The organism is Rhodoferax saidenbachensis, assembly GCF_031457975.1.
Lineage (GTDB): Bacteria > Pseudomonadota > Gammaproteobacteria > Burkholderiales > Burkholderiaceae_C > Allorhodoferax > Allorhodoferax saidenbachensis_A.
In genome coordinates this window covers 51,199-74,283 of the sequence record NZ_JAVDXO010000014.1, presented here as the reverse complement: position 1 = coordinate 74,283, position 23,085 = coordinate 51,199, and the positions used below count along the sequence as shown (strand labels likewise).

The window sequence follows — 23,085 nt, the reverse complement described above, 5'->3', positions numbered from 1 at the left end:
TTGCGGTATCCCCAATATTAGGGACAACGCCACACTTTTTGCCCAATTTGTTTGCCGCTATGCTGTGCCCCAATTAAAAACCCCGGGAGGAGATGGTCATGTGGCGTGTACTGGTGGTGGAAGATGACCCTTTGATGCGGGAGTTTTTTGAGGCAAGCGTGTCCAAATGCACGGAGCTGGAACTGGCTGCCAGTTTCGGCAGCGCCTTGGCTGCAAAGGCTTGGCTCGACCAGAACGCCAAGAGCTTGCACGTACTGCTAACCGACCTAGGCTTGCCCGACGGATCTGGGTTGGACGTGATCCGCTATGCGCGCGCACTGAACCCGGATTGCGAGCCCTTGGTGATCTCTATGTTTGGCGATGAAGACAATGTGCTGGCCAGTATCGAAGCGGGTGCCTTGGGCTACATCCACAAAGACAGTACCCCGGACGATATTGCGGACACCATCCTGGAAATGCGTGCCGGTGGCTCACCCATCTCACCGATGGTGGCGCGTCGCATATTGGCCAAACATGACAAAGGTGGTCGGAGCCCGGCAGCCTTAGCGCCCGCCACACCCGCTGCACCGCCTGCACTACTGTCTCCTCGCGAACAAGAGGTGCTGGAGCTGATTTCTCAAGGACACACGTATGCAGAAATTGCAGAGCTTCATCAGCTAAGCACGCACACGGTGCAAACCCATATCAAACGCCTGTATTCCAAGCTGAGTGTGCACACCCGTGGCGAGGCGGTTTTTGAAGCGACACGCATGGGATTGCTGTGACAGTTCGCTTGTTTCGCCCGATTGAAGGATTGGTAGTCGGCCTATTGCTGCTCTGCTGCAGTCTTGGGGCGCAGGCTAGGGTCCAGGAACTGAAGACGGCGCGTGCATTCTTGCATGTGAATGCCGAGGTCGCCCATGCGCCCCAGGAAGAAACCCGTGAGGCGGCCCAGCTGCCTTTCCATTGGGACCGGAATTTCCCCGGAACGACCGGGCAAGCCATTTTTGATATTCCGTTCACACTTGAGCTTCGCCCGGCCTATCCCTATGCCCTGTACATCCCCAGAATCGGCAACGCCTATGCCATCTTTATCAATGACGTTCTGGTGCAAAGCGATGGTGATCTGGCGGAAGGCAATGGGGACGACTACGCCAAGCTGCCGGTCTTTGTCACCATTCCTCCCAGCCAGCTGCGTAACGACAACACGATACACATCCAGATTCGGGTAGATCGAGGCCGGAGAGGAGGCCTTTCTTCGGTCATCCTTGGGCCGCATCATGAGGTGTACCCCATCTACCAGAAAGACCATCGTTTGCGTGCTTACGGCTCGCAGGTGGTGGCAACACTCAGCCTGCTGGTGGGCCTCATTGCCATGGCCCTGTGGGCCACCCAAGCCGACTTCCATCGCCACCACCATCCGGTAACGGCAGGCCTAACGCATGGACAAGACCCGCTGTACTTGATGGCTGGGCTTGCCGAACTCTGTTGGGCCGTCAGTGTGAGCGATTTTCTTACCGAATCACCATTTCTGCCATGGCCTTGGTGGGGGGTACTGATGGTCACGGCTACGACCTGTTGGGCAAGCTTCATGGCGCTGTTCTGCGCCGAGGTGGCGCATTGGCGGCAATACAAGAGTTTTGTTTGGTTTCAGCGCTGGTTAATGGGCTTGGTGATTGGCTGTGTCGCTGCATTGATTGCCGCCTTGGAGTTTGGGTATCCACGGGTACTCACGGCTTGGTATGTCGTGTTTGGAATTACCTTTGTCATCTTCATTGGGACTTTTGTAAAAGGCGCATTCAAAGGTGCAAGCACCGCCCACAGGCTGGTGGCTTTTTCTGCGGTGATCAATGTCGCTGTTGGTATTTATGACCTGTATGTGCTGCGCTTCAGCATGGACTACCGCGACAACACCTACCTGCGCTATTCATCCGTTCTATTTGGCATTACGTTGCTGTACATCGTCATCATGCAGTTTCGCTCCGTCAGCGAACACGCACGAGATTTGATGAACACCCTAGCAAGTCGCATCGCCCAACGAGAGAGCGAACTTGTGGATACCTACCAGCGACTGGAAGAATCCAATCGCGCGCAAACCAAAAGCATGGAACGAACCCGGGTGCTGCGTGACCTGCATGATGGTGTGGGCTCCCATCTGAGTGTGGCGCTGCGCCAGTTGCAAACTGAGAAGTACAGCCGAGAAGATGTTCTGCACACTGTCAGCGATGCGCTGGACCACCTGAAGCTCTCTATTGACGCCATGAGCTTGCCGGCCGGCGACATTACGGCTGTGCTTGCCAATCTGCGCTATCGCCTGGACCCACGGCTCAAGGAGTCGGGCATCACCTTGCATTGGCAAGTCGGCAAGCTACCTATCGTTGAGTACTTGACCGAAAAAGCCATGCACCAATTGCAGTTCATTGTGTACGGGGCTCTATCAAACGTGCTGCAGCATGCCCATGCAACCGAAATGCATATCCAGGCGAGCCTTTCGGCCCATGCCATTGAACTGCGTGTTGTGGACAACGGCGTGGGCTTTGACACAGACCAACGGCTGCGCAAGGGTTTGCAGTCCATGCAAGACCGTGCCAAGGCAACCGGAGCCTCGCTCTCCATCCATAGCCAACCAGGGATGACGATGGTGGAAGTAGAAATCCCTCTGGCAAAAGGCGACTGGGTGATGTCGAGCCAGTATTGATAGATGACCTGCTGGGCGTGCGCATGGGCACGCTGCTGGGGGCCGAGGAAGCTATCAATTCAGGAGCAGAAGACACGCTGACCGGGCAGCTGTTCTAGGCGACGGTAATCTCGTCCTGGTGGTTGGCAATGTGCAGCGCATGTGCCAGCGCAAAGTCGGACCGGCTCAAGGCGCCATAGGCGAAATGAGGCTTTAGTGGCCCGCTATAGGTCTGAAAGCGTTGCACCGCGGTACGCAGGCGGGTTATGCCGGGTTTCCAGTCTTCCGCCTGGGGCAATACCGGCGCACCAGGAATCGGCTCGGTCAGGCCATGCGTCATCTTGCCCCGCAGGCGGAACACCGCAAACGCGGCCGAACCCAGCGTGGCTTGGAACAGTGCGCTCTTGGGCTCCGGGAAGCCGTCCATGCTCATGTCCACGCTTTGCGCCATGTGTTCCAGCACGGCCGACATCTTCCAGGCCGTGGTGCTTTGCGCCTGGGTGGCGCGGTCCAGCTTGTCCAGCCAGCGCATGACGTCGTCCAGCGATTGGACCTTGGGGGTATCAGCCATGGAGGCTCCTGTGGTGAAGGCGAGTGAGGAAAGGAGGAAGTGGCGGCGTTGCATGGGAAAAATCATACCGGTATTGGCGGCTATTTTGCTCATGTTCGCTTTCTTGATCTACGTCAATTGAAGCTGCGATCTCTCGGTTTGTCGCGTTGACGACGATTGCCGGTCTGGTCAAGGGAGAGAGTTCACATGCGAATGAACCTGCCAGTCACCCTGCGGGAATTTGATTACCCCGCCGAGCACATGCTGGTGTCCATGACGGATACCAAAGGCATCATCACCCACTGCAACCACGCGTTTGTGGAGACCAGTGGGTTTACCTACGTGTCGGTGCGCATCAAGCCCAAGCGCCAGGACGTGCGTGAGGAGATTGAAGTCTTCACCCGATCGGCCGCCGAGATTTCCGATGGCGGTATGGACCTGTCCTCCCGCACAGAGTCACAGGCCAGCAGCCTGGAAGAAACCGCCGCCTCCCGAGTTGCCAGTCAAAGCGCCAACAGCACCGACATCGCGGCACACGGTGGCCAAGCCGTGCACCAAGTCAGCCTGTCCATGCAGGCCATCGACGCGTCCTCCAGCAAGATGCGCGACATCATTGGCGTCATCGAAGGCATCGCCTTCCAGACCAACATCCTGGCGCTGAATGCGGCAGTGGAAGCCGCCCGCGCCGGCGAGCAAGGCCGCGGCTTTGCCGTGGTGGCTAGCGAAGTCCGGGCCCTGGCCCAGCGCAGCGCCACCGCTGCCAAAGAGATTCGGGAGCTGATCGCGCAGTCTGCCGAACAAATCTCGGCAGGCCACCACCAAATGACCGACGCAGGCCGCACCATCGACGAGGTGGTGCAATCGGTCAAAGAGGTGGGCGATCTGATTCAGCTCATCACCAGCGCCACCAAGGAGCAATCCATCGGCATTGCCCAGGTGAATGAAGCGGTCACCCAGCTGGACACCGTGACGCAGCAGAACGCCGCGCTGGTGGAAGAGTCCGCCACGTCGGCCGCGGGGCTGAACACCAGCGCAGCCACGCTGGCCCGTTCCGTGCAGGTATTCCAGCTACCATAGGAAAACACCAGATGCAGCCCACCCGCTAACCATGTCCAACAGCCGACTCGACACCCTGCCCCCGTCGGATCTACAACGTCTGCTGAACGCGGTGCCCGTGCCGCTCTTTATCAAAAATGCTTCGGGCGAGGTGCTCTACCTGAATGCAGAGTGGAAACAGGCGCTGGGCCTGGGCCACGGGCCCCTGGCAGCCGCTGACAAGCCCCGCTTTTTCTCGCCGGAGCAGATGGCGGCTTTTGCGGCGCAAGACCAGGTGGCCTTTGCGCTGCGCCACACGGTCACCAACGAAGACGAGGTCTGGCGCGAAGACCTGCAGCACTGCCGACGCTTGCTGACCACGCTGGCCCCGGTGTTTGACGATGCAGGGCAACCGCAGTTTCTGGTCGGCACCACGCTAGACGTTTCCGAACAACGTCTGCTGCAGCAGCAGGCCCACTCCGAGCGCCAGCTGCTGGAAATGCTGGCCAGCAATGCAAAGCTGGTGGACATCATGACCACCTTCATCCTCGACTTCGAAGGCATTTTTCCCGGCGTGACCTGCTCGGTGCTGCTGCTGGATGACGACGGCGTGCACCTGCGCCACGGCGCAGCGCCCAACCTGCCAGAAGCCTACTGCCAGGCCATTAACGGTGCCGCCATTGGCCCGCACACAGGCTCGTGCGGCACGGCGGCCTACACGGGGCAGGACACGCTGGTGACCGACATCACCGCCGATCCGCGCTGGGACGACTACCGTGAACTGGCACTGGCACATGGGTACCACGCCTGCTGGTCCATTCCCATCCGCTCCACCAAAGGCGTGGTGCTGGGCAGCTTTGGCAACTATTACCGCCATGTGCGGGCGCCTTCCGAAGCCGAGCTGCAAGCCATTACGCGCAGTGCCTACCTGCTGGGTCTGGCCATTGAGCGTGACCGCAATGAGCGCCAGATGCTGGCGGACCGCCATGCCCTGGAAGAAGCCGGGCGCTACCGCCAGGCCATTCTGGACAGCATGGTGGATGGTCTGCTGACGATGGACCGGCGCGGCGCCATCCATTCCTACAACAATGCAGCCTGCCATATGCTGGGTTATGGCAACGACATGGCCTTTCACCGCACGCTGAACGACCTGCTGGCCGTCCCGCTGGACGCCGAGGCCGACGGCACCTTGCACCTGCTCGCCGACGCCAACGCGCTGGCCGGTGCAGGCAAGACGGTGGAGGTGCAGGGTCGCCACCACAGTGGGGCCACCTTTCCCATCAGCCTGTCGGTCTCGCGCATCCCGCAGTACGCGCAAGAAACCTATGTCGCAGTGCTGCGCGATGTCACCCAGCAGCGCCAGGACGAAGAGGAAATCCGCCGCCTGGCGTTTTACGACCCCCTGACCGGTCTGCCCAACCGGCGCCTGCTGATGGACCGGGTACGCCAGGCGATGGCCAACTCCTCGCGCCTGGGGCAACACGGTGCGCTGATGTTTCTGGACCTGGACCACTTCAAGCTGCTCAACGACACCTTGGGCCACGACGTGGGCGACGAGCTGCTGCAGCAGGTGGCCGAGCGACTGCGCCTGTGCGTGCGCGAGGGCGACAGCGTGGCGCGCCTGGGCGGGGACGAATTTGTGGTGCTGCTGGAGGCGCTGAGCCCGAACATGCACGAGGCCGCCACCCAGGCCGAAGTGGTGGCCCACAAGGTGCTGGAGGCGCTGGCAGTGCCCTACAACTTGCGCCAACACACCTACAGCAGCACGCCCAGCATTGGCATCGTGATGTTCATGCAAGACCACCAGAGCATGGACGACCTGCTCAAGAAAGCCGATGTGGCCATGTACCAGGCCAAGGCCGCAGGGCGCAATACCGTGCGTTTTTTTGACCCAGTGATGCAGGCCGCCGTAGCCACCCACGCGGAGCTGGCCAAAGAAATTCGCCAGGGCCTGCAGCGGCATGAGTTTGTGCTGCACTACCAAGTGCAGATGGACACCCAGGGCCAGTGCATCGGTGCTGAGGCCCTGGTGCGCTGGAACCACAGCGTGCGTGGCCTGGTGACGCCCGCCCACTTCATTCCGCTGGCTGAAGAGACCGGCATGATCCTGCCGCTAGGGCAATGGGTGCTGGAAGCGGCCTGCCGCCAGTTGCTCGAATGGGGCCGCCACCGCGCCACCGCGCAGTGGACGCTGGCCGTGAACGTCAGCGCCTCGCAGCTGGCGCAGCCGAACTTTGTGGACAGCGTGGCCACGGCCCTGCGGACCACGGGCGCGCCGCCCCACCTGCTGAAAATGGAGCTGACCGAGAGCATGCTGGTGAACGATGTGGAGGACCTGATCGTCAAAATGGGGGCGGTACAGGCCATGGGCGTGAAATTTTCGCTGGACGACTTTGGCACCGGCTACTCCTCGCTGTCCTACCTCAAGCGGCTGCCGCTGTCGCAGCTGAAGATCGACCAGTCGTTTGTGCGCGACGTGTTGACCGACCCCAGCGATGCGGTGATCGCGCGCACCATCGTGGCCCTGGGCCACAGCCTGGGCCTGGCGGTGCTGGCCGAGGGGGTGGAAACCGCCGAGCAGCGCGACTTTCTGGCGGAGATTGGCTGCGACGCATTCCAGGGCTACTTCTTTGGCCGGCCCATTCCGGCGCTGACTCTGGCCGCCACGCTGGCGCTGGCACCCCACTAGGCAGTTTCCATAGGGCTCGGACCTGCCACTTCGCGTTACAGTGGCGACCATAACGTTGGATTCAGAAAACAAGCGCGCGAAAGGCGACGATGGGCGGTACGCATCACACAATGGCACGGCAGCTAAGCGCCGCCAGTTGGGCGCTGGGTCTCTGTGCGTGCCTGTGCGCAAGCCTGGTCGGCACCGTGCACGCCCAGGCCATGGTCACGACGGCGCCAGGGCAAAAGCTTCGCATCGTTGGGGGCCTGGCGGGCCTGAACCAGTACACCCGCAACGAAGAACCCTTTTGGACCCAGGAACTGCCACGTCTGACCGGCGGCAAATACTCCGCCGAGATCAGCCCGTTTGACCGCGCCGGCGTGCCCGGCGCCGAAATGCTGCGGCTGATGCAGCTGGGCGTGGTGCCATTTGGCACCGCACTGCTGAGCAATATCTCCACCCAGTACCCCGAATACGCAGCCCCCGACCTGGCCGGCCTAAACCCGGACATGGCCACGCTCAAAAAGACGGTGGCGGCGTTTCGGCCCTACCTGCAAAAAGCGCTGCGCGAGCGCCATGGCGTGGAAATGCTGGGCCTGTACACCTACCCCGCGCAGGTGGTGTTTTGCAAAAAGCCCTTGAGCAGCCTGTCTGACTTGTCCGGGCGACGTATCCGCGTGGCATCCACCACCCAGGCCGACTTTGTGACCGCGCTGGGCGGCGTGCCGGTGCTGGTGGGATTTGCGCAGTTGCTGCCCAACATGGCTTCGGGCAATACCGAATGCGCCATCACCGGCACCATGAGCGGCAACGTGCTGGGCCTGCACGAGGTCACCACCCATGTGCACTCTATGCCCGTGAGCTGGGGACTGGCCATTTTTGGAGCCAACCTGAGCGCGTGGGATACCCTGCCCGCCGACCTGCGCGCCGTGCTGACCCATGAGCTCCCCAAACTGGAGGCCGCTATCTGGCGCGAGAGTGAGCAGGAAACTACCGAGGGCCTGGCCTGCAACCGCGGCCTGCCCGCCTGCACCAGCGGGCGCAAGGGCCACATGCAGGAAGTGGCCATCTCGGCCCAGGACGAACGCATGCGCAAGGACATCTTCACCAGCACCGTGCTACCGCGCTGGCTGCAGCGGTGCAACGGCCGCTGCAATGCGCTGTGGGACCAAACCATAGGTACAGCCCTAGGGCTGGCACCCACTACTACCAAGTGATGCGTGCTTCCCTGACCAAAGCCACCACCGCGGTGATAGGCATCGCCACCTTCTTTGTGCTGGCCGTGGCTGCCCTGGCCATCGTGCTGGTGCGCGACAGCCGAGAATCAGCCCTGGCCGATGGCAAGGCCCAGGCCGAGCGCTTTGTCACCGGTGCCCAGGCTGCGGTGAACCGCAGCTTTCTGGGGGTGGACGTGCTGCTGGCCAGCATCGACAGCCTGCTGGGCCTGCAAACCATGCAACTGGATTGGCTGGAAGCACCGCTGGCCAACAAACTGATCGAAGGCGCCACGCGGCAAAACCTGCTGGTGCGCAGCGTGGCCTTGGTGGACGCAGAGGGCACGGTGGTGGCCTCGTCGGACGCATCGGACACCGGCCAAGCCATGGCCCTGCCCCTGGGTTTTGTGACGGAGGCACTGGAACAACAGGTCTCTACCTTGCTGGTCAGCAACCCCGTGGTCAGCCCCAGCAGTTCGGAGCCGGTGCTGTACTTCGCCCGCCATGTGCGCCTAGCCGATGGCCACAAGCTGTTGGCGGTGGCTGAGGTGCAAGTCAACCTGATCACCGCCATCCTGGTGCAGGGTGCCGACATCAGCCAGCTGGAAGCCACGCTGGAGCGCAACAACGGCACGATGCTGGCCAGCGTGCCGGCGCAAGAATCCATCAGCGGCACGCAGTTGCAACCGGCCCTGGGCATGACCAGCGCCACACCCGAGGCACAAGAGATGCCATCACGCCTGAGTAAGCGCCCGGCTGTGGTGGCCAGACGCGGCATGCTCTACGGCAGCCTGCTGATCACCGCCAGCATTCCGCTGGACACGGTCCTGGCCGAGTGGCGCAGCGAAAGCAAGATGATTGGCGGTGTGGCCCTCACGTTCATCCTGGTCATCGTGGTCGCGGGCGTGGTGGGTCTGCGCTACCTGCACCGCATGGGCCAGGCGCAGCGCGCCATCACCTTGGCCAAGACCACCATGGACCAGGCGCTGGAGTCGATGGAGAGCGGCTTTTTGCTACTGGACGCGCAGCGCTGCGTGGTCAGCTGGAACCGCCGTTACCTGGAGATTTACCCCTGGCAGCGCAGGCTGATTGCACCCGGCATGTCTTTTGAGCGCATGCTGACCAACACCGCCCACGAGCTGCTGGGCGATGCGTCCGACGACGAACGCAAGACCTGGATTGCCAGCCGCATGGACATGCTGTCGCAGCACCTGCACAGCCACGAACGCGTGCTGCCCAATGGCAACGTAATCGAGATCACCGAGCGCGCCACACCGGATGGGGGCGTGGTCATCGTCTACCAGGACGTGACCCGCCTGCGCCAGGCCACCGCCGAGATTGAGCAGCTGGCGTTCTACGACCCGCTGACCGGCCTGCCCAACCGCCGCCTGCTAACCGACCGGCTGCAGCAGGCCATCACCGCCTGCACGCGCAATGGCCGGCGCGGCGCCCTGCTGTTCATGGACCTGGACCACTTCAAGACACTGAACGACACCCTGGGCCACGACGTGGGCGACCTACTGCTGCAGCAGGTGGCGCAACGCGTGAAGGCCTGCGTGCGCGAAGCCGACACCGTGGCCCGCCTGGGGGGCGACGAATTTGTAGTGATGCTGCTAGACCTGAGCCTGGACCCGTTGGAGGCTGCACAGCAGGCGCAGATGGTGGGCGACAACATCCTTCACAGCCTGAACCAGCCCTACCTGCTCAACGGCACGCAGTACCGCAGCTCGTGCAGCGTGGGGGCTGCCCTGTTTGGAGACACGCACCAGGCTTCGGCTGAGCTGCTCAAGCAGGCCGACATTGCCATGTACCAGGTGAAGAACGCGGGGCGCAACGCACTGTGCTTTTTTGACCCGCAGATGCTGGCCGCCATCCAAAACCGCGCCGACCTGGAAAGCGACCTGCGCCACGCGCTGACGGCACAGCAGTTTGAGCTGCACTACCAGCTGCAGACCACCGACCAGGGCGTGCCCGTGGGGGCCGAGGCGCTGGTGCGCTGGCGCCACCCGCAGCGCGGACTGGTGTCGCCCCAGCAGTTCATTGGCCTGGCAGAAGATACAGGATTGATTTTGCCGCTAGGCCACTGGGTCATGCAGACCGCATGCGCCCAGCTCACAGCCTGGCAGGCCACGCCCGACAAGGCGGCGCTGCAGTTGTCGGTGAACGTGAGTGCGCGGCAGTTCCGCCAGGTGGACTTTGTCGAACAGGTGCGCGGCATCCTGCGGGATTCGGGCGCCAACCCCAACCTGCTGAAGCTGGAGCTGACCGAGAGCCTGGTGCTGGACAACGTGCAAGACACCATCGCCAAGATGAAGCAGCTCAAGGCCACGGGTGTGCGCTTTTCGATGGACGACTTTGGCACCGGCCATTCCTCCCTCACCTACCTGACGCAGCTGCCGCTGGACCAGCTCAAGATCGACCAGTCCTTCATCCACAACATCGGCGTACACGCGTCTGACGCGGTGATCGTGCAAACCATCATCGGTATGGCCAACACGCTGGGGCTGGAGGTGATTGCCGAAGGCGTGGAAACCGAAGCGCAGCGCGACTTTCTGGCCGCGCATGGTTGCCATCTATGCCAGGGCTACCTGTTTGCCAAGCCGCTGCCGGTGGTGGAGTTTGAAGCGATGCTACTTTTGCACGAAATCACCGTCTAGCCTCCGTCAAATAAGCGCCAGCAGCTCCTATTTCAATAGCATATTCGACGCGACGAGCTACTGCCGTGCAGTGCGCGTGTTGCCCGGCAGCGCCTGCGGATGGCTAGTGCGAAACGGGTTGATGTCCAGCCCGCCGCGGCGCGTGTAACGCGCATACACCGTCAGCTTGGTCGGTTTGCAGCGCGTCCAGATGTCCATGAAGATGCGCTCCACGCACTGCTCGTGGAACTCATTGTGGTTACGAAAACTCACCAGGTACTGCAGCAGCCCCTCTTGCTGAATCGGCAGGCCCGAGTAGCGGATCTGCACACTGCCCCAGTCGGGCTGGCCCGTCACCAGGCAGTTGCTTTTGAGCAGGTTGCTCACCAGCACCTCGTTCACCACGCCTTCGTCTGGCACGGTCGTCAGCAGCTCGGGCGCGGGCTGGTAGTGGGTGCATTCCACGTCAAGCCGGTCCAGGCTCAGACCGTCCAGCTCGTGCAGGGGTTCGCGGTCAAACAGCGTGGCGTCAATCAGCTTCACGCCGATGGAGCTTTGCACCACGCCACCGCGCCACACGGCCTCGGAAATGTCTGTGCGTAGCCGCGCCAGCACGTCGGCGGCATCGGCAAAGCGGGTGTTGTTGTAGCTGTTGAGGTAGAGCTTGAAGGACTTGCTCTCCACGATATTGGGCGTCTCGCAGGGGATGGTGAAGTGCACCAGCGCCACCTGCGGTTTGCCGCGTGTGTTCAGCCAACTCAGCTCAAACGCGGTCCACATGTCGGCACCAAAAAACGGTGCCGCGCCGGTGACGCCAATCTCGGCCCGCTTACCCGCGCGGGGGATGGGGAACAGCAGCGACGCGTCGTACTGGTCCACATAGGCCGAGGCCTTGCCCAGCTGGGATTGTTCGGGGGTGTTCATGCGGTGGCTTTCAAATGGGGAATCAGCGCGGCCAGGATCTGGCGCACGGGCTCGGGCGGCAGGTCGTGGCCCATGCCGTCGATGGTCAGCAGCTTGGCACCGGGAATGCGGCGTGCCGTGTCTTCCCCACACGCCAGCGGCACCAGCGGGTCGGCCTTGCCGTGGATCACCAGTGTGGGCGCGGTGATGCGACCCAAGAGCGCGGCGCGCGTGACGTCAGCCACCACGGCCAGCATCTGCCGCGCCGTGCCCACAGGGTGGAAGGCGCGCTGCACGCCCTCGGTCACGCGGGTACGCATCTCGGCTTCGGGCGCGGGGTAGGCAGGGCTGCCAATGGCCTTGAACAGGCGCATGGTGTGCTCCACCACAGCGGCGGTGCTGGTACCAGCCGGGCGGCTCAGCAGCACACGCACCACCTCGGGCGCAGCCTGCGGCAGACCACGCGCACCGCTGGTGCTCATGATGCTGGTCAGGCTCAGCGTACGCTGGGGCGCGGCCAGTGCCACGCGCTGCGCAATCATGCCGCCCATGCTCACGCCCACCACGTGGGCCTGGTCAATCTTCAATGCGTCCAGCACGCCCAATGCATCCGCTGCCATATCGCCCAAGGTGTAAGGCGCAGCAGGCACCAGGCCCAGCTTGTACTTCACGCTGGCCCACAGCAGGTTGGGCTTGCCAAGCGCGTCAAAGTGGCTGGAGAGTCCCACATCGCGGTTGTCAAAGCGCACCACGCGCAAGCCCGCATCTTCCAGCGCGTGCACCATCTCGGGTGGCCAGGCAATCAGCTGCATGCCCAGGCCCATGATGAGCAGCACCGCCGGCTTGCTGGCGAAAGACGCGTCCGTCTGGGCGCTGTCTTCCACTTCGATGTCGATTCCGTTTGCTCTTATTTTCATAGCTGCTCGCGCAATTAATTCGGGGGCTCAGGCCACTTTTCGTCTAAAAACCAGACGCTCGGGGGTAGATTCTGCCGCGGCATACGCGTAGCCATCCACGTCAAAGCTGCGCAACTGCTCGGGCGTCATCAGGCGGTGCTCGATGGCGTACCGCGCCATCAGACCGCGCGCTTTTTTGGCGAAGAAGCTGATGACCTTGTACTGGCCATCTTTGTACTCCTGGAACACGCACTCCACCACGCGGCCTTTGAGGGCCTTGGTGTCCACCGACTTGAAGTACTCGTTGGAGGCCAGATTGATGACCACGGGCGAGGCATCCTTGCGCAGGCGGGTGTTCAGGTAGTCGGCAATCTGGCGGCCCCAGAAGTGGTAGAGGTTGCTGCCGTGCGGGCCCTTGAGCGTGGTGCCCATCTCCAGCCGGTAGGGCTGCATCAGGTCCAGCGGGCGCAGCACGCCATACAGGCCGCTCAAGATGCACAGATGGTCTTGCGCCCAGGCCAGGTCCTCCGCACCCAGGGTTTTGGCCTGCAGGCCGTCATAGACATCGCCGTCAAAGGCCAGCACCGCCTGGCGCGCGTTCTTGGGCGTGGCGCGGGACGACCAGGCCGCATAGCGTGCCACGTTGAGCGTGGAGAGCTTGTCGCTCAGGTCCATGAGCGTGGAAATTTGTTGCGGAGAGTATTCGCGCAGCATGCCAATCAGCTCTTTGGACTGCTTGACGAACAGCGGTGCGGTGTGCGGCTGGCCACTCAGAGGGGTGTCGTAGTCCAGGGATTTGGCGGGAGAAAGCAGGAACAGCATGGGAGGGGAAAGAGGGTCAGGGAGCAGGCGCGAGAAAGCAACAAACCAGTTTAGCGTGAAAGGCCTGCCCCACCGGACGTCACGGTTGTTTCACACAGCCGCCCTAGGCTATGCCGCTTGACCCACTCACGACTTCTCCTCATGCCACGTTTCTCCCTCTCTCCCCTGGTCCTGGCCTGCGCGCTGGCCCTGCCCACCACCACTGCCCTGGCCCAAACCGAAGTGACCACCACCCTGGCTGGCCACGCCGCCCTGCCCGCTGCCACCACCGTGGCCGCCCCCAAGGCGGCTGGCCAGTTCTTTGAAACCGCAGGCAAGTTTGCCGGCGCCAACCGCCAGCGCACCGAAGTGCTGCACAGCATCGATGGCATCAGCTTTGTGGGCGACCCCAAGTACCCGCGCAAGTCGGGCGGCACGCTGCCGATCCGCGGGCAGTCGGTGCAGGGCTTTTCGGGCATCGTGGCCCTGGGCAAAGACCATTTTCTGACCCTGACGGACAACGGCTTTGGCAGCAAGATCAACTCGCAGGACGCGCTGCTCATGGTCCACCATGTGCAGGCCGACTGGGCCAAAGGCAACGTGAAGCGCCTGCACACCACCTTTTTGCACGACCCTGACCGCAAGGTGCCGTTTGCCATCCAGAACGAAGCCTCGCGTGAACGCTTTTTGACCGGGGTGGACTTTGACCCCGAGTCCATCCAGGTGGTGGGCCAGGAGTGGTGGATTGGCGACGAGTTCGGCCCCTATGTGTTGCGCGTAGACACCAAGGGCAAAGTGCTGGGCGTGATCGAGACCGTGGTGGGCAGCAAGGCCTACCGCGGCCCTGACCACTACCTGAACGGCCGCCTGCCCAACTACCCGGGTGACGCGACGTTTGACGTGCGCCGCAGCGGCGGCTTTGAGCCCATGGCCAAGTCGGTGGATGGCAAAACGCTGTACCCCATGTTCGAGTGGCCGCTGTGGGACGCCGCCGCCAAGTCCCAGGACATGCGCAACGGCAAGCCCTACACCCGCATTCTGGAACTGGACGTGGCCAGCCAGAAGTACAGCGAGCGCCAGTGGAAATACGCGTTTGAAGAGGCCGGCAATGTGGCTTCGGACTTCCAGATGCTGGACGCGACCACTGGCCTCGTCATCGAGCGTGACGACGCCACGGAAGGCTCCGGCAACGTCTGCAAGGACGAGCCGCGCACCGACTGCTTCACCCGTCCCGCCAAGTTCAAGCGCATCTACAAAATCGACCTCGCCCAGGCCGATGCGGATGGCTTTGTGAAGAAGGTGGCGTTTATCGACCTCACCAAGATCGCCAACCCCAAGCACCTGGCCCGGCGCGGCCCCAACGAAGACAGCTTTGTGCTGCCCCACCTGGGGCCAGAAGGCCTGACCGTGGTGGACGCGACCCACATTGTGGTGGTGAACGACAACAACTTCCCCTTCTCCAGCGGCCGCACGCTGGGCAAGCCCGATGACAACGAGCTGACCCTGCTCGACATTCAGGCGCTCGTCGAGGCGAAGTAAGGCACGGTGGGAACGGTGCCGCCATGCACAATGGCGGCACCATGTCCGACACGCCCATTTCCCTTCAGTACCAGGCCCCGCCGCGCAATGGCGGCGCCCTGGTGCGCAGCCTGTTTGCCGCACGCCCGGCCCAAGCCCCTGAGGCCCAACACGGCATCCGCTTTGACGCCCGCTGGCAAGGCGCCCGTGCCAATGCTGCCCGCCTGGCACAGTACCGCGAAGTCTGCGCGCTGCCGGACACCGGCACCCTGCCCCTGTTGTACGTGCACGCCATGGCCATGCCGCTGCACATGGCCATCCTCAGCCATGCGCGCTTTCCGCTGCGCCTGCTAGGCCTGGTGCACTGGAGCAACCAGATCGAGAGCCTGCGCCCCATCGGCAACGACGAGGGGCTGGACATGCACTGCACACTGGACGGCATCCAGACCACCGAGCGCGGCCAGTCGTTCGCCATCCACACCACGCTGGGCGCCGGCGGCACAGTCGCCTGGCGGGAGACCAGCACGTTCTTGTCGCCACTGGCCCGCAGCAAGTCGGGCAAGAAACCCGCGGCCGATGGCACAGAGCCCGACTGGGGCCCGCCCGTCGCCCAATGGGCGGTGGCCGCCAACGCCGGGCGCCGCTTTGCCGGCCCCTCGGGCGACTGGAACCCCATTCACGTGAGCGCGCTGACGGCGCGCCTGTTTGGCTACCCGCGCGCCATTGCGCACGGCATGTTCAGCGCGGCGCGCTGCCTGGCGCTGCTGCAACGCGATCTGCCAGTCAACGCTTCGCTGGCGCTGGATCTGCGCTTCAAGCGGCCGCTGTTGATTCCGGGCCAGGTGGCCCTACATACGGCGCAAGACGCGGGTTCCACCCGCTTTGTATTGAAAGTACAGCCCAGCGGCGAGCCGCATATTGACGGCACGCTGCACAGGCTGTAAGCGAGAGACAACAGGATTGACCATGACCGATACCAACCCCTCTGCCCTCACCCACTTCGACACCAAGGGCGACGCCCACATGGTGGACATTGGCGCCAAACCCTTGACCCAACGCAAGGCCGTGGCTGGCGGCCGCATCCAGATGAAGCAAAGCACGCTGGACCTGATCCAGAACGCCCAGGCCGCCAAGGGCGATGTGCTGGGCGTGGCGCGCGTAGCTGGCATCATGGCTGCCAAGCGCACAAGTGACCTGATTCCGCTGTGCCACCCCATCATGCTGTCCCGCGTGGCCATCGAATTTGAAGTGGTGCCCGCCACCGCAACCAGCGGCCCCGCCGTGCAATGCCTGGCGATTGCCGAAACCACGGGCGGCACCGGCGTAGAGATGGAAGCCCTGACCGCCGTGCAGATCACCCTGCTCACCATCTACGACATGTGCAAGGCCGTGGACAAGGGCATGGTGATGACGGATGTGAAGCTGCTGGAGAAGCACGGAGGCAAGTCGGGAACCTACCTGGCCGCGCCCAGGGCCTGACGCAAGGGCTGTTGCGCCTCAGTACGGCGTGCCGTCCTTGTGCAGAAAGCGCCATTGGCCCGTGGCCACCAGCACCGCCTGCAGGTCCTCGTCGGGGTAGCTCCCCGCATCACCCGGCGTGCGGTCACCGACCTCCAGGTACAGCACCTCAACATCGGTCTCGTTTCGCAGGCAATGGCCGTTGCCCGTGCCGGCCTTGAAGCCCGCGCACATGCCAGGTGCCAGCGCAGTCAGCCCCTCATCGGTGTGCAGCGTTGGGTGGCCTTGCAGGATGTAGACGAATTCGTCCTGCTTGGTGTGCGCATGGCGCAGGGCCGACACCGAATGAGGCGCCAGCCGCACCAGGTTAACGCCAAAGTTGCTCAGGCCAAAGATATCGCCCAGCTGGCGCTTCTCGCGCCCGGCCATGCGCGAGGCAAAGGGCTCAGGATAGTTGGAAGGCTTGATGCGCGGCGCCACCTCGGTGGCAGTCACGGCAAGGGGCGGGAGAGACTGGGACGGGTCGGGCATGCGCGCCTCCTGGGATGGTCAACAAGGGCTGGGAAGCCCAAGCTTAGCCTGACCCGTTCCCCTCTGCCCAGCGCACTCAGGCGTGCAGGGGTACCGCCATGCCATCGCGCGTGAAGGCCAGGGTCTGGGCCAGCACCTGGTCCATACGCCCGGCCTGGATCAGCCCCAGCAAGCGCTCCAGTGCTTCGTCGACCGACGCATCGCTGGGCGTTTGGCCCTGTGGACCCGACAAGGCACCGGCCAGCACCACGCGCCAGCCGCTATGCTGGCCGTCAGCTTCGGCACACAGCGCGGCAAATGAAGCCAGTTCCTCGGGCCGTTTGTCCACACACATCAGCGGCACCAGGGCGCCACCCTCCCCGGCCTCAAATTGGGCGCGCTGTTCAGCCGTGGCATCGGCAGGCAGCTCCGCCCCGGCAAACACCAGCAGCAGGCGCTGTGGCACGGTTTGGGCGCGGGCGGCTTGCAGCAAATCGTCGAAATGGGAAATCATCGGAGAGTCCTTTTTGAAAAAGTTCATCCTGCGCGCCCGTCCGGGCGCAGCTGTCCATACCAATTGGCCAGCGGGCCACCCCATAGGGCCATGAGGCCGAACCATGCACACGCAGCCAGCAAGAGCAGCCATGCGCCATAGCCGCTAGGCCAGGCGGCCAACACGCGCAGCACCGTGACGGCCTGCAGCAGCAAAAACAACACCCACACCCGGCCATCTGCCACCAGCGCGCGACCACTGTGGCCGGCGGACACCCGGGTCACCATGGCCAGCATGAGCGAGGCCAAGCAACCCATGGTGAGCGCGTGCAAGGCGCCCAACGGCAGCACCGGCGTGCCAGTGCCCCAACTGAGCCACTGACTGGCGCCACCGATAAGCAGGGCCAGCCCCAACCACACAAAGCCGATGTGCAGCATTGCCAGCAAGCGGTTCTTGAAACTTTGCACCAGGCCCCATACACAGGCCAGCCACAGCAGCACGCCTCCCGCTGCCAGCTCCAGCGTACCGCGCAGTAACAGCCACGCCGTGCCCCAGGCGGTGCCCGTGGGCTGCAACAGATCCACCCAGCCGGCCAGCACTTCCAGCACCACCACCGCCAGCATGAGCCCCAACGCCCAAAAAGGCCGCCTAGCGGCCACCTGCGGCATGGCACTGGAGGTAAAAAAGGGAATCATGCGATGCGCCACCACCACATAGACCGCCACCACAAAGCCCCACAACCCGGTGAACACGCAGGCCAGAGCCACTGCATCAGCCCCCGCCACCACACTGGCTAACAGCCCCAGCACACTCAGGCAGCCCACGCCGCAGGCCCAGGCAATCACGCGCGCATGCAGTTGGTCGGGCACCGGGCTGCGCAACACCAGCCGCCAGAACAGGACACTCATCCACAGCAGCCCGGCAAACGCCAGCACCAAGCCACCCACACCCAACGCCAGATGCACATGCACCCCGGCCAGCCACAGCAGCCAGCCTACGGCTTGCAACAACAAGGGGACCAGTAGCTGCGGCGCCTCAGGCGGAACCACACCCAGCCACTTGGGCCCCGCCGTGAACAAAAAACCGGAGAAGAACAAAGGAATGAAGCCAAACGTCATGACCGCGCCATGCACCAGCGAGGGCGAGAGCACATAGGCCAGGCCCAGCATGCCGCTGAGCCGGTCCCCCTGCACCAGCGCCCACCACAGGCCGGCGCACCACAACAGCACCATGGCCAGAAAGAAACCCAGCCGATGCGGGGCCAGCAACAGATGGCGGAGATGCCAGGGCAGAAGCGTGCTCATCCGCAAGTCCCCACATGGCCGCATTGGGTGCAGTAGTCACAGCCGTCCTTGCGGATGACAGCGTAGGCGCCGCACTCGCCGCACTTCTTGCCCACCATCACTGGCGTGGTCGCTGGTGTAGCCAGGCCCAGGCCGTCACTCCTGTGGTCAGCGGAGTCCTGGCCAGGCACCGTACCCACCGCCTGTTGGCGCTGGGCAATGATTTGCTGCAGCGCATAGGCAATGGCCGCGACTTCAGAGTCGTGCCACAGCGGAACCTTGCTGCCGTCCTGCTTGGTGTAGCTCCCCAGACGTACCGGACCGCGGTCCCAGGCGACCTTGCGCATGTCCCGCAGGGCGCGCTCTAGAAAGCCCCCGCGCGCGGCCAGCGACAGCATGCGCATGCTGGAGGTAATCCACTGCTGCGACTCCCCACTCTGGCCCAGCGGCATGAAAAACTCGATGGCACGCTCTACCGTGCCGGTACCGTCGGGCGTGGGCACAGGCAGGAAGGACACCACCAGGTACAGGGTCTTGTGGCCCTCTTGTGTCCAGTACTCCACCTTCTCCGCCACGGCGGCCAGCGCACCTTTGGGACGTTTTTCTATCACAGCCCGCATGGGATCTGCGCCAGCAGCTATCAAATCAGGAGTATTCTTGGGATCTGCCGCCGGAGCGGGCGTCGCCTGCAGCACCGACCCCAGGATGGCATTGGGTCGATAGGTGGCCAAGCCCTTGAGCCGTGCCTGCCAGGCCTGCTGGTACAGGCCCTTGAAGTCTTCGTAGGGGTAGTCAGCGGGCACGTTCACGGTTTTGGAGATGGCGGTATCTACCAGCGGCTGTACCGCCTCCATCATGGCAATGTGGTCCTCTGCGGCCATATCCAGCGCCGAGACGAAACTGGCGGGCAACTGGCGCATATCGCCCCCTTGCGCGCGGTAGACGCGCCAGGCATGGTCCTCCACTGCGTATTCGCTGGTGCTGCCATCGGCCTCACGCTTTTTACGCGTGTAGGTCCAGGAAAACGCGGGCTCGATGCCGTTGGAAGCGTTGTCGGCAAAGGCCAGGCTCACGGTGCCGGTGGGGGCAATGGAGAGCAAATGGCTGTTGCGGATGCCATGCACCCGGATCTCGGCCTGCAGATTGGCGGGCAGGCGGCTGGCAAACGTGCCTTGTGCCAGATAACCGTCTGCATCAAACCGAGGAAACGCACCCTTCTCCTGCGCCAGCGCCACGGACGCCGCATAGGCACTGTCACGCATGCAGGTGGCAATCTGCACCGCTATGGCGCGGCCCTCGGCACTGTCGTAGCGCAGACCCAGCAGGGTCAGCGTGTCCCCCAGGCCGGTGAAGCCCACGCCAATGCGGCGTTTGGCAGTGGCCTCGGCCTGCTGTTGCGGCAGGGGCCACACAGTCACGTCCAACACGTTGTCCAGAGCACGCACCTGCAGCGCCACCGAACGGGCAAAGGCCACCCAGTCAAAAGCTGCAGTGCCGCCTGCGCCAAACGGGTGCCGCACAAAGCGCGGCAGGATGATAGGCCCCAGGTCGCAACAGCCGTAGGCAGGCAGCGGCTGCTCGCCGCAGGGGTTGGTGGCCTCTATGGTTTCGCAGTAAGCCAGGTTGTTGTCCTGGTTCATGCGATCCAGAAACAGAATGCCGGGCTCGGCAAAGTCGTAGGTGGAGCGCATCACCGTGTCCCACAGCGTACGAGCGGGCACAGTGGCATACACCCAGCGCCCATCAGCACGCTGGTGCACGCCCCGCGTCAACAGCATGGCGCCGGGTTGGGCGCGGTGCACCAGCTCCCAGGGCCCATCGGCCTGCAGGGCCTGCATGAAGGTATCGGGCACGCCCACCGAAACATTGAAGTTGTTCCAGCGCCCGGGCGTGCGCTTGGCGGTGATGAACTCCAGCACATCGGGGTGGTCGATGCGCAGCACGCCCATTTGCGCGCCGCGCCGCGCGCCCGCACTCTCCACTGTGGAGCAGGACTGGTCAAACACATTGATATAGCTGCACGGGCCCGAGGCCAACGAAGCCGTGCCCTTGACGTCGGCCCCGCGCGGGCGGATGCGTGAGAAGTCATAGCCCACACCGCCACCGCGACGCATGGTCTCCGCGGCCTCGCGCAGGGCCTCATAAATGCCGGGGTAGCCGTCATCGTCCAGGCCCTGGATGCAGTCGCCCACGGGCTGCACAAAACAATTGATCAGTGTGGCCTGGATGCCGGTGCCCGCCGCACTCATGATGCGGCCTGCACCGATGGCACCGGCGCGCAGGTTGCCCAGGAACAGGGCCTCGCAGTGCGCACGCTGCTCAGGCACCTCAGCGCTGGCCAGTGCGCGCGCTACGCGGCGGTACACATCGTCGGCACAGGTTTCACCGGCTTTGAGGTATTTCTCGGCCAGCACGTCCTGGCTGATGGGCTGTGGTGTTTCGGCGTTCGGGCCGTTTGAAGTCATGGTCATGGTTCCTTGGATGTCGCGTCCGCAGGCGTGGGGGAAATCGTTTGCTGCAAGGCCGGCAGCACCACATCGGCCCACACGGCGTCACGCTCAGCGCTGCTGGGCAGGCGGTGCAGGTCTTTGCGCACACCGTGGTCCGACAGGTCCAGATGCACCGTGGGGCGCACACCCTGTTGGGCCAGCGCGTGGCGCACGCAGTGCAGCGGGCAGCCGTCCAGTGCGAGGATGGGGCGGCCCGACCGGGCGGTGCGCGCCAGCGGCTTGACGCCCGCGCCCACTCCGGCAATGCAGGACATTTCAGCCAGCTCGGCATGGTCCAGCCGCAGGGCCATCTGGTTGGCCAGCTGGGCCGCACTGGAACAGCCGGAACAGGCATAGACCAAAGGCAGCTCGGCGTAACGTTGCTGCTGCGCACGCAGCTTGGTGGCATCGCTCATGGCAACTCCTCCTCGGGGAGACTGAACATCTGGCCGTCGTACTCCACATAGGGCTGGTAAGGGCCGGTGCCGCTGTTGGACGCAATGGAGGCTGGCACAAAGTCGGCCCGCTGGGCGTCGAACACGTGGATCTCACCGTCCTCAATAACGTAGTGCCAGCCGTGCAACGTGAGGCGCCCGGCCTCTACCTCACGGCGCACCATAGGGTAATCCATCAGCCGTTCCAGTTGCAGTACTACCGAGCGCTGCTCGGTGCGCAGCAAAGCCTCGGGGCTGCTTTGCACTGGCAACAGAGCCTCTTGCGCCAGCTTCAGCCAAGCCTGCAAGGCACGGGCCTCCTCGGGCACACCATCGTACGCCGCGCGGATGGCCCCACAGTGACTGTGGCCGCAAACGACGACTCGCTCCACATGCAGGCTCAGCACTGCGTACTCAATGGCCGCCATGGTGCCGTGTAATCCGTGCGAACCGTCATAGGGTGGCACGAGTGCGCCCACATTGCGCACGATGAACAGTTCACCTGGGCCCGCCCCTGTCAGCAGATAAGGAACCAGGCGGGAGTCGGAGCAGCCGATGAACAGGGTCTTGGGGTGCTGCCCCTGTGCCACTAGGTCCTGAAAACGTTGCTGGTGCAGCGGAAAGTAGTTGGAATGGAAGCGACGCAGCCGCAGCAGCAGCTCGTCGGGGGCTGGCGTCGCTTCGTTCATTGCACCAGGGGCGAATCGGCCCGATCCAGGGGGACGCCTTCCACCAGGGCCTGGCCTACCAACAGACTCATGTACTGGTGCAAGGCCTTGGCGCGTGACTGCAGGGTCAGCTGTGCGGCGATGCGCTCACATACCTCTTCATACGATGCCTGCTTGCCCTTGCGGCTGCCCAGCACCTGAATGATGTGAAAACCAAAGCGCGTGTGGATAAGCCGCGGATGCACGCCCAACCCCAGGCCCGACGGAGTCTGGTGAAACAGTTCGTTGGCCAACTCTGGTGCACAGTCGTGGGGTTGCAGCCAGCCCAGGTCGCCGCCCTGGGTGCTGGTAGGGCAGTTGGACAGCTCGGCCGCCAATGCGGCAAAACGGTCTGGCGCAACATCCTTGCCCAGCAATTCAATCAAGGCCTTCTCGGCCCGTACCGTCAGGGCGTGGACATTCACCCCCGGGGTCACCGCAAATAGGATGTGCTGCACATGCACCGCCTGCCCCACCACAAACTGGGTCTTGTTGGCCGTGTAGTAGCGCAGGCATTCGTCCTCGGTGGGCTGAGGACTGCTGACCGCAGCATCCACCATGGTTTCCAGCACAGCACGTTCTGCATCGTGCAGCACCGGCGCGCTCAGCCCCCGGCTGCGCGGCAGCAGCCCGGCTTTAACCGCCTGCTGGCGCAGCAGCTCGGTGTAAGCCAGTTCTTGCAGGGTTTGCAGATCGGGCAGCTCACCCGGCGCATGTAGGGCAATGCCATTGATGCTGGCCACCGGGGTGGCGGTTTTGGCAGCAGTCGTGGCGCACTGGCAGCTACCACTGCCGCAGCCACCGGATTGGGAAGAGGTGTTCATGGAATCTGTC

At 63.5% G+C, this 23,085-nt stretch carries 19 protein-coding genes and 1 pseudogene; 9 read left to right on the top strand and 11 right to left on the bottom strand.

Annotated features, from left to right (window positions below):
• Positions 1–98 precede the first annotated feature (98 nt).
• Both J2X15_RS20525 and J2X15_RS20520 read left to right on the top strand, forming a co-directional pair.
• Entirely contained in the window at positions 99–764 is a 666-nt protein-coding gene (locus J2X15_RS20525) for a response regulator transcription factor (RefSeq protein ID WP_310346704.1), read from the top strand.
• On the top strand, positions 761–2,677 hold the full coding sequence (locus J2X15_RS20520) for a sensor histidine kinase (RefSeq protein WP_310346700.1): 1,917 nt from the start codon (positions 761–763) through the stop codon (positions 2,675–2,677). Before J2X15_RS20525 ends, J2X15_RS20520 begins: the two co-directional genes overlap by 4 nt.
• Before the next feature lie 94 nt (positions 2,678–2,771).
• Here J2X15_RS20520 and J2X15_RS20515 read toward each other — a convergent pair whose 3' ends face one another.
• Positions 2,772–3,227, bottom strand: coding sequence for a DUF1569 domain-containing protein (locus J2X15_RS20515; RefSeq protein WP_310346697.1), 456 nt, complete (start codon positions 3,225–3,227; stop codon positions 2,772–2,774).
• Positions 3,228–3,722: 495 nt separating this feature from the next.
• On the opposite strand from J2X15_RS20515, the pseudogene J2X15_RS21300 reads away from it, so the two are divergent.
• From J2X15_RS21300 to J2X15_RS20495, 4 genes and pseudogenes are all read left to right on the top strand, one after another.
• Positions 3,723–4,283, top strand: a pseudogene (locus J2X15_RS21300) (methyl-accepting chemotaxis protein); the annotation flags it as partial.
• Between the two features lie 31 nt (positions 4,284–4,314).
• Positions 4,315–6,930, top strand: a complete 2,616-nt coding sequence (locus J2X15_RS20505) for a sensor domain-containing protein (protein ID WP_310346695.1) — start codon at positions 4,315–4,317, stop codon at positions 6,928–6,930.
• Positions 6,931–7,040: 110 nt separating this feature from the next.
• Positions 7,041–8,126: a TRAP transporter substrate-binding protein gene (locus J2X15_RS20500; protein WP_409034317.1), complete on the top strand. Its 1,086-nt coding sequence runs from the start codon at positions 7,041–7,043 to the stop codon at positions 8,124–8,126.
• A complete protein-coding gene (locus J2X15_RS20495; RefSeq protein WP_310346693.1) occupies positions 8,126–10,780 on the top strand; it encodes a bifunctional diguanylate cyclase/phosphodiesterase in 2,655 nt (884 codons plus the stop codon). Before J2X15_RS20500 ends, J2X15_RS20495 begins: the two co-directional genes overlap by 1 nt.
• Before the next feature lie 57 nt (positions 10,781–10,837).
• Here J2X15_RS20495 and queF read toward each other — a convergent pair whose 3' ends face one another.
• From queF to yaaA, 3 genes are read right to left on the bottom strand one after another with little or no spacing between them, the layout of a single operon-like run.
• A complete protein-coding gene (gene queF, locus J2X15_RS20490; RefSeq protein ID WP_310346690.1) occupies positions 10,838–11,683 on the bottom strand; it encodes an NADPH-dependent 7-cyano-7-deazaguanine reductase QueF in 846 nt (281 codons plus the stop codon).
• Positions 11,680–12,579, bottom strand: a complete 900-nt coding sequence (locus J2X15_RS20485) for an alpha/beta fold hydrolase (protein WP_310346688.1) — start codon at positions 12,577–12,579, stop codon at positions 11,680–11,682. The genes queF and J2X15_RS20485 overlap by 4 nt, the downstream gene beginning before the upstream one ends.
• Before the next feature lie 27 nt (positions 12,580–12,606).
• A complete protein-coding gene (yaaA, locus tag J2X15_RS20480) occupies positions 12,607–13,380 on the bottom strand; it encodes a peroxide stress protein YaaA (RefSeq protein WP_310346685.1) in 774 nt (257 codons plus the stop codon).
• Positions 13,381–13,521: 141 nt separating this feature from the next.
• Here yaaA and J2X15_RS20475 point away from each other — a divergent pair, with 141 nt between their 5' ends.
• The 3 genes from J2X15_RS20475 to moaC are packed head-to-tail and all read left to right on the top strand — an operon-like array spanning position 13,522 to position 16,356.
• On the top strand, positions 13,522–14,898 hold the full coding sequence (locus J2X15_RS20475) for an esterase-like activity of phytase family protein (RefSeq protein ID WP_310346684.1): 1,377 nt from the start codon (positions 13,522–13,524) through the stop codon (positions 14,896–14,898).
• Positions 14,899–14,939: 41 nt separating this feature from the next.
• The gene (locus tag J2X15_RS20470) at positions 14,940–15,821 is read left to right on the top strand and encodes a MaoC family dehydratase (RefSeq protein ID WP_310346682.1); all 882 of its coding nucleotides are present in this window, start codon (positions 14,940–14,942) and stop codon (positions 15,819–15,821) included.
• A gap of 22 nt (positions 15,822–15,843) precedes the next feature.
• Entirely contained in the window at positions 15,844–16,356 is a 513-nt protein-coding gene (gene moaC / locus J2X15_RS20465; protein WP_310346680.1) for a cyclic pyranopterin monophosphate synthase MoaC, read from the top strand.
• An 18-nt stretch (positions 16,357–16,374) separates the two neighbouring features.
• Here moaC and J2X15_RS20460 read toward each other — a convergent pair whose 3' ends face one another.
• The 7 genes from J2X15_RS20460 to J2X15_RS20430 all read right to left on the bottom strand — a co-directional run bounded on the left by J2X15_RS20460 (position 16,375) and on the right by J2X15_RS20430 (position 23,075).
• Complete coding sequence (locus J2X15_RS20460; RefSeq protein ID WP_310346677.1) at positions 16,375–16,866, bottom strand: cupin domain-containing protein; 492 nt, start codon at positions 16,864–16,866, stop codon at positions 16,375–16,377.
• Between the two features lie 76 nt (positions 16,867–16,942).
• Complete coding sequence (locus J2X15_RS20455) at positions 16,943–17,359, bottom strand: ribonucleotide reductase subunit alpha (protein ID WP_310346674.1); 417 nt, start codon at positions 17,357–17,359, stop codon at positions 16,943–16,945.
• A gap of 23 nt (positions 17,360–17,382) precedes the next feature.
• Positions 17,383–18,642: an NnrS family protein gene (locus J2X15_RS20450; RefSeq protein WP_310346672.1), complete on the bottom strand. Its 1,260-nt coding sequence runs from the start codon at positions 18,640–18,642 to the stop codon at positions 17,383–17,385.
• Positions 18,639–21,086: an adenosylcobalamin-dependent ribonucleoside-diphosphate reductase gene (locus tag J2X15_RS20445; RefSeq protein WP_310346668.1), complete on the bottom strand. Its 2,448-nt coding sequence runs from the start codon at positions 21,084–21,086 to the stop codon at positions 18,639–18,641. The genes J2X15_RS20450 and J2X15_RS20445 overlap by 4 nt, the downstream gene beginning before the upstream one ends.
• A gap of 2 nt (positions 21,087–21,088) precedes the next feature.
• Positions 21,089–21,526, bottom strand: a complete 438-nt coding sequence (locus tag J2X15_RS20440; protein ID WP_310346665.1) for a putative zinc-binding protein — start codon at positions 21,524–21,526, stop codon at positions 21,089–21,091.
• On the bottom strand, positions 21,523–22,233 hold the full coding sequence (locus J2X15_RS20435; RefSeq protein WP_310346662.1) for a carbonic anhydrase: 711 nt from the start codon (positions 22,231–22,233) through the stop codon (positions 21,523–21,525). The genes J2X15_RS20440 and J2X15_RS20435 overlap by 4 nt, the downstream gene beginning before the upstream one ends.
• A complete protein-coding gene (locus tag J2X15_RS20430; RefSeq protein ID WP_310346659.1) occupies positions 22,230–23,075 on the bottom strand; it encodes a peptidylprolyl isomerase in 846 nt (281 codons plus the stop codon). Before J2X15_RS20430 ends, J2X15_RS20435 begins: the two co-directional genes overlap by 4 nt.
• Positions 23,076–23,085 lie beyond the last annotated feature (10 nt).

Excerpts from the sequence above, each read along its gene's own strand:
- J2X15_RS20525 (WP_310346704.1), top strand. The coding sequence starts at position 99 with ATGTGGCGTGTACTGGTGGTGGAAGATGACCCTTTGATGCGGGAGTTT.
- J2X15_RS20515 (WP_310346697.1), bottom strand. The coding sequence starts at position 3,227 with ATGGCTGATACCCCCAAGGTCCAATCGCTGGACGACGTCATGCGCTGG.
- J2X15_RS20505 (WP_310346695.1), top strand. The coding sequence starts at position 4,315 with ATGTCCAACAGCCGACTCGACACCCTGCCCCCGTCGGATCTACAACGT.
- J2X15_RS20500 (WP_409034317.1), top strand. The coding sequence starts at position 7,041 with ATGGCACGGCAGCTAAGCGCCGCCAGTTGGGCGCTGGGTCTCTGTGCG.
- J2X15_RS20495 (WP_310346693.1), top strand. The coding sequence starts at position 8,126 with ATGCGTGCTTCCCTGACCAAAGCCACCACCGCGGTGATAGGCATCGCC.
- queF (WP_310346690.1), bottom strand. The coding sequence starts at position 11,683 with ATGAACACCCCCGAACAATCCCAGCTGGGCAAGGCCTCGGCCTATGTG.
- J2X15_RS20485 (WP_310346688.1), bottom strand. The coding sequence starts at position 12,579 with ATGAAAATAAGAGCAAACGGAATCGACATCGAAGTGGAAGACAGCGCC.
- yaaA (WP_310346685.1), bottom strand. The coding sequence starts at position 13,380 with ATGCTGTTCCTGCTTTCTCCCGCCAAATCCCTGGACTACGACACCCCT.
- J2X15_RS20475 (WP_310346684.1), top strand. The coding sequence starts at position 13,522 with ATGCCACGTTTCTCCCTCTCTCCCCTGGTCCTGGCCTGCGCGCTGGCC.
- J2X15_RS20470 (WP_310346682.1), top strand. The coding sequence starts at position 14,940 with ATGTCCGACACGCCCATTTCCCTTCAGTACCAGGCCCCGCCGCGCAAT.
- moaC (WP_310346680.1), top strand. The coding sequence starts at position 15,844 with ATGACCGATACCAACCCCTCTGCCCTCACCCACTTCGACACCAAGGGC.
- J2X15_RS20460 (WP_310346677.1), bottom strand. The coding sequence starts at position 16,866 with ATGCCCGACCCGTCCCAGTCTCTCCCGCCCCTTGCCGTGACTGCCACC.
- J2X15_RS20455 (WP_310346674.1), bottom strand. The coding sequence starts at position 17,359 with ATGATTTCCCATTTCGACGATTTGCTGCAAGCCGCCCGCGCCCAAACC.
- J2X15_RS20450 (WP_310346672.1), bottom strand. The coding sequence starts at position 18,642 with ATGAGCACGCTTCTGCCCTGGCATCTCCGCCATCTGTTGCTGGCCCCG.
- J2X15_RS20445 (WP_310346668.1), bottom strand. The coding sequence starts at position 21,086 with ATGACTTCAAACGGCCCGAACGCCGAAACACCACAGCCCATCAGCCAG.
- J2X15_RS20440 (WP_310346665.1), bottom strand. The coding sequence starts at position 21,526 with ATGAGCGATGCCACCAAGCTGCGTGCGCAGCAGCAACGTTACGCCGAG.
- J2X15_RS20435 (WP_310346662.1), bottom strand. The coding sequence starts at position 22,233 with ATGAACGAAGCGACGCCAGCCCCCGACGAGCTGCTGCTGCGGCTGCGT.
- J2X15_RS20430 (WP_310346659.1), bottom strand. The coding sequence starts at position 23,075 with ATGAACACCTCTTCCCAATCCGGTGGCTGCGGCAGTGGTAGCTGCCAG.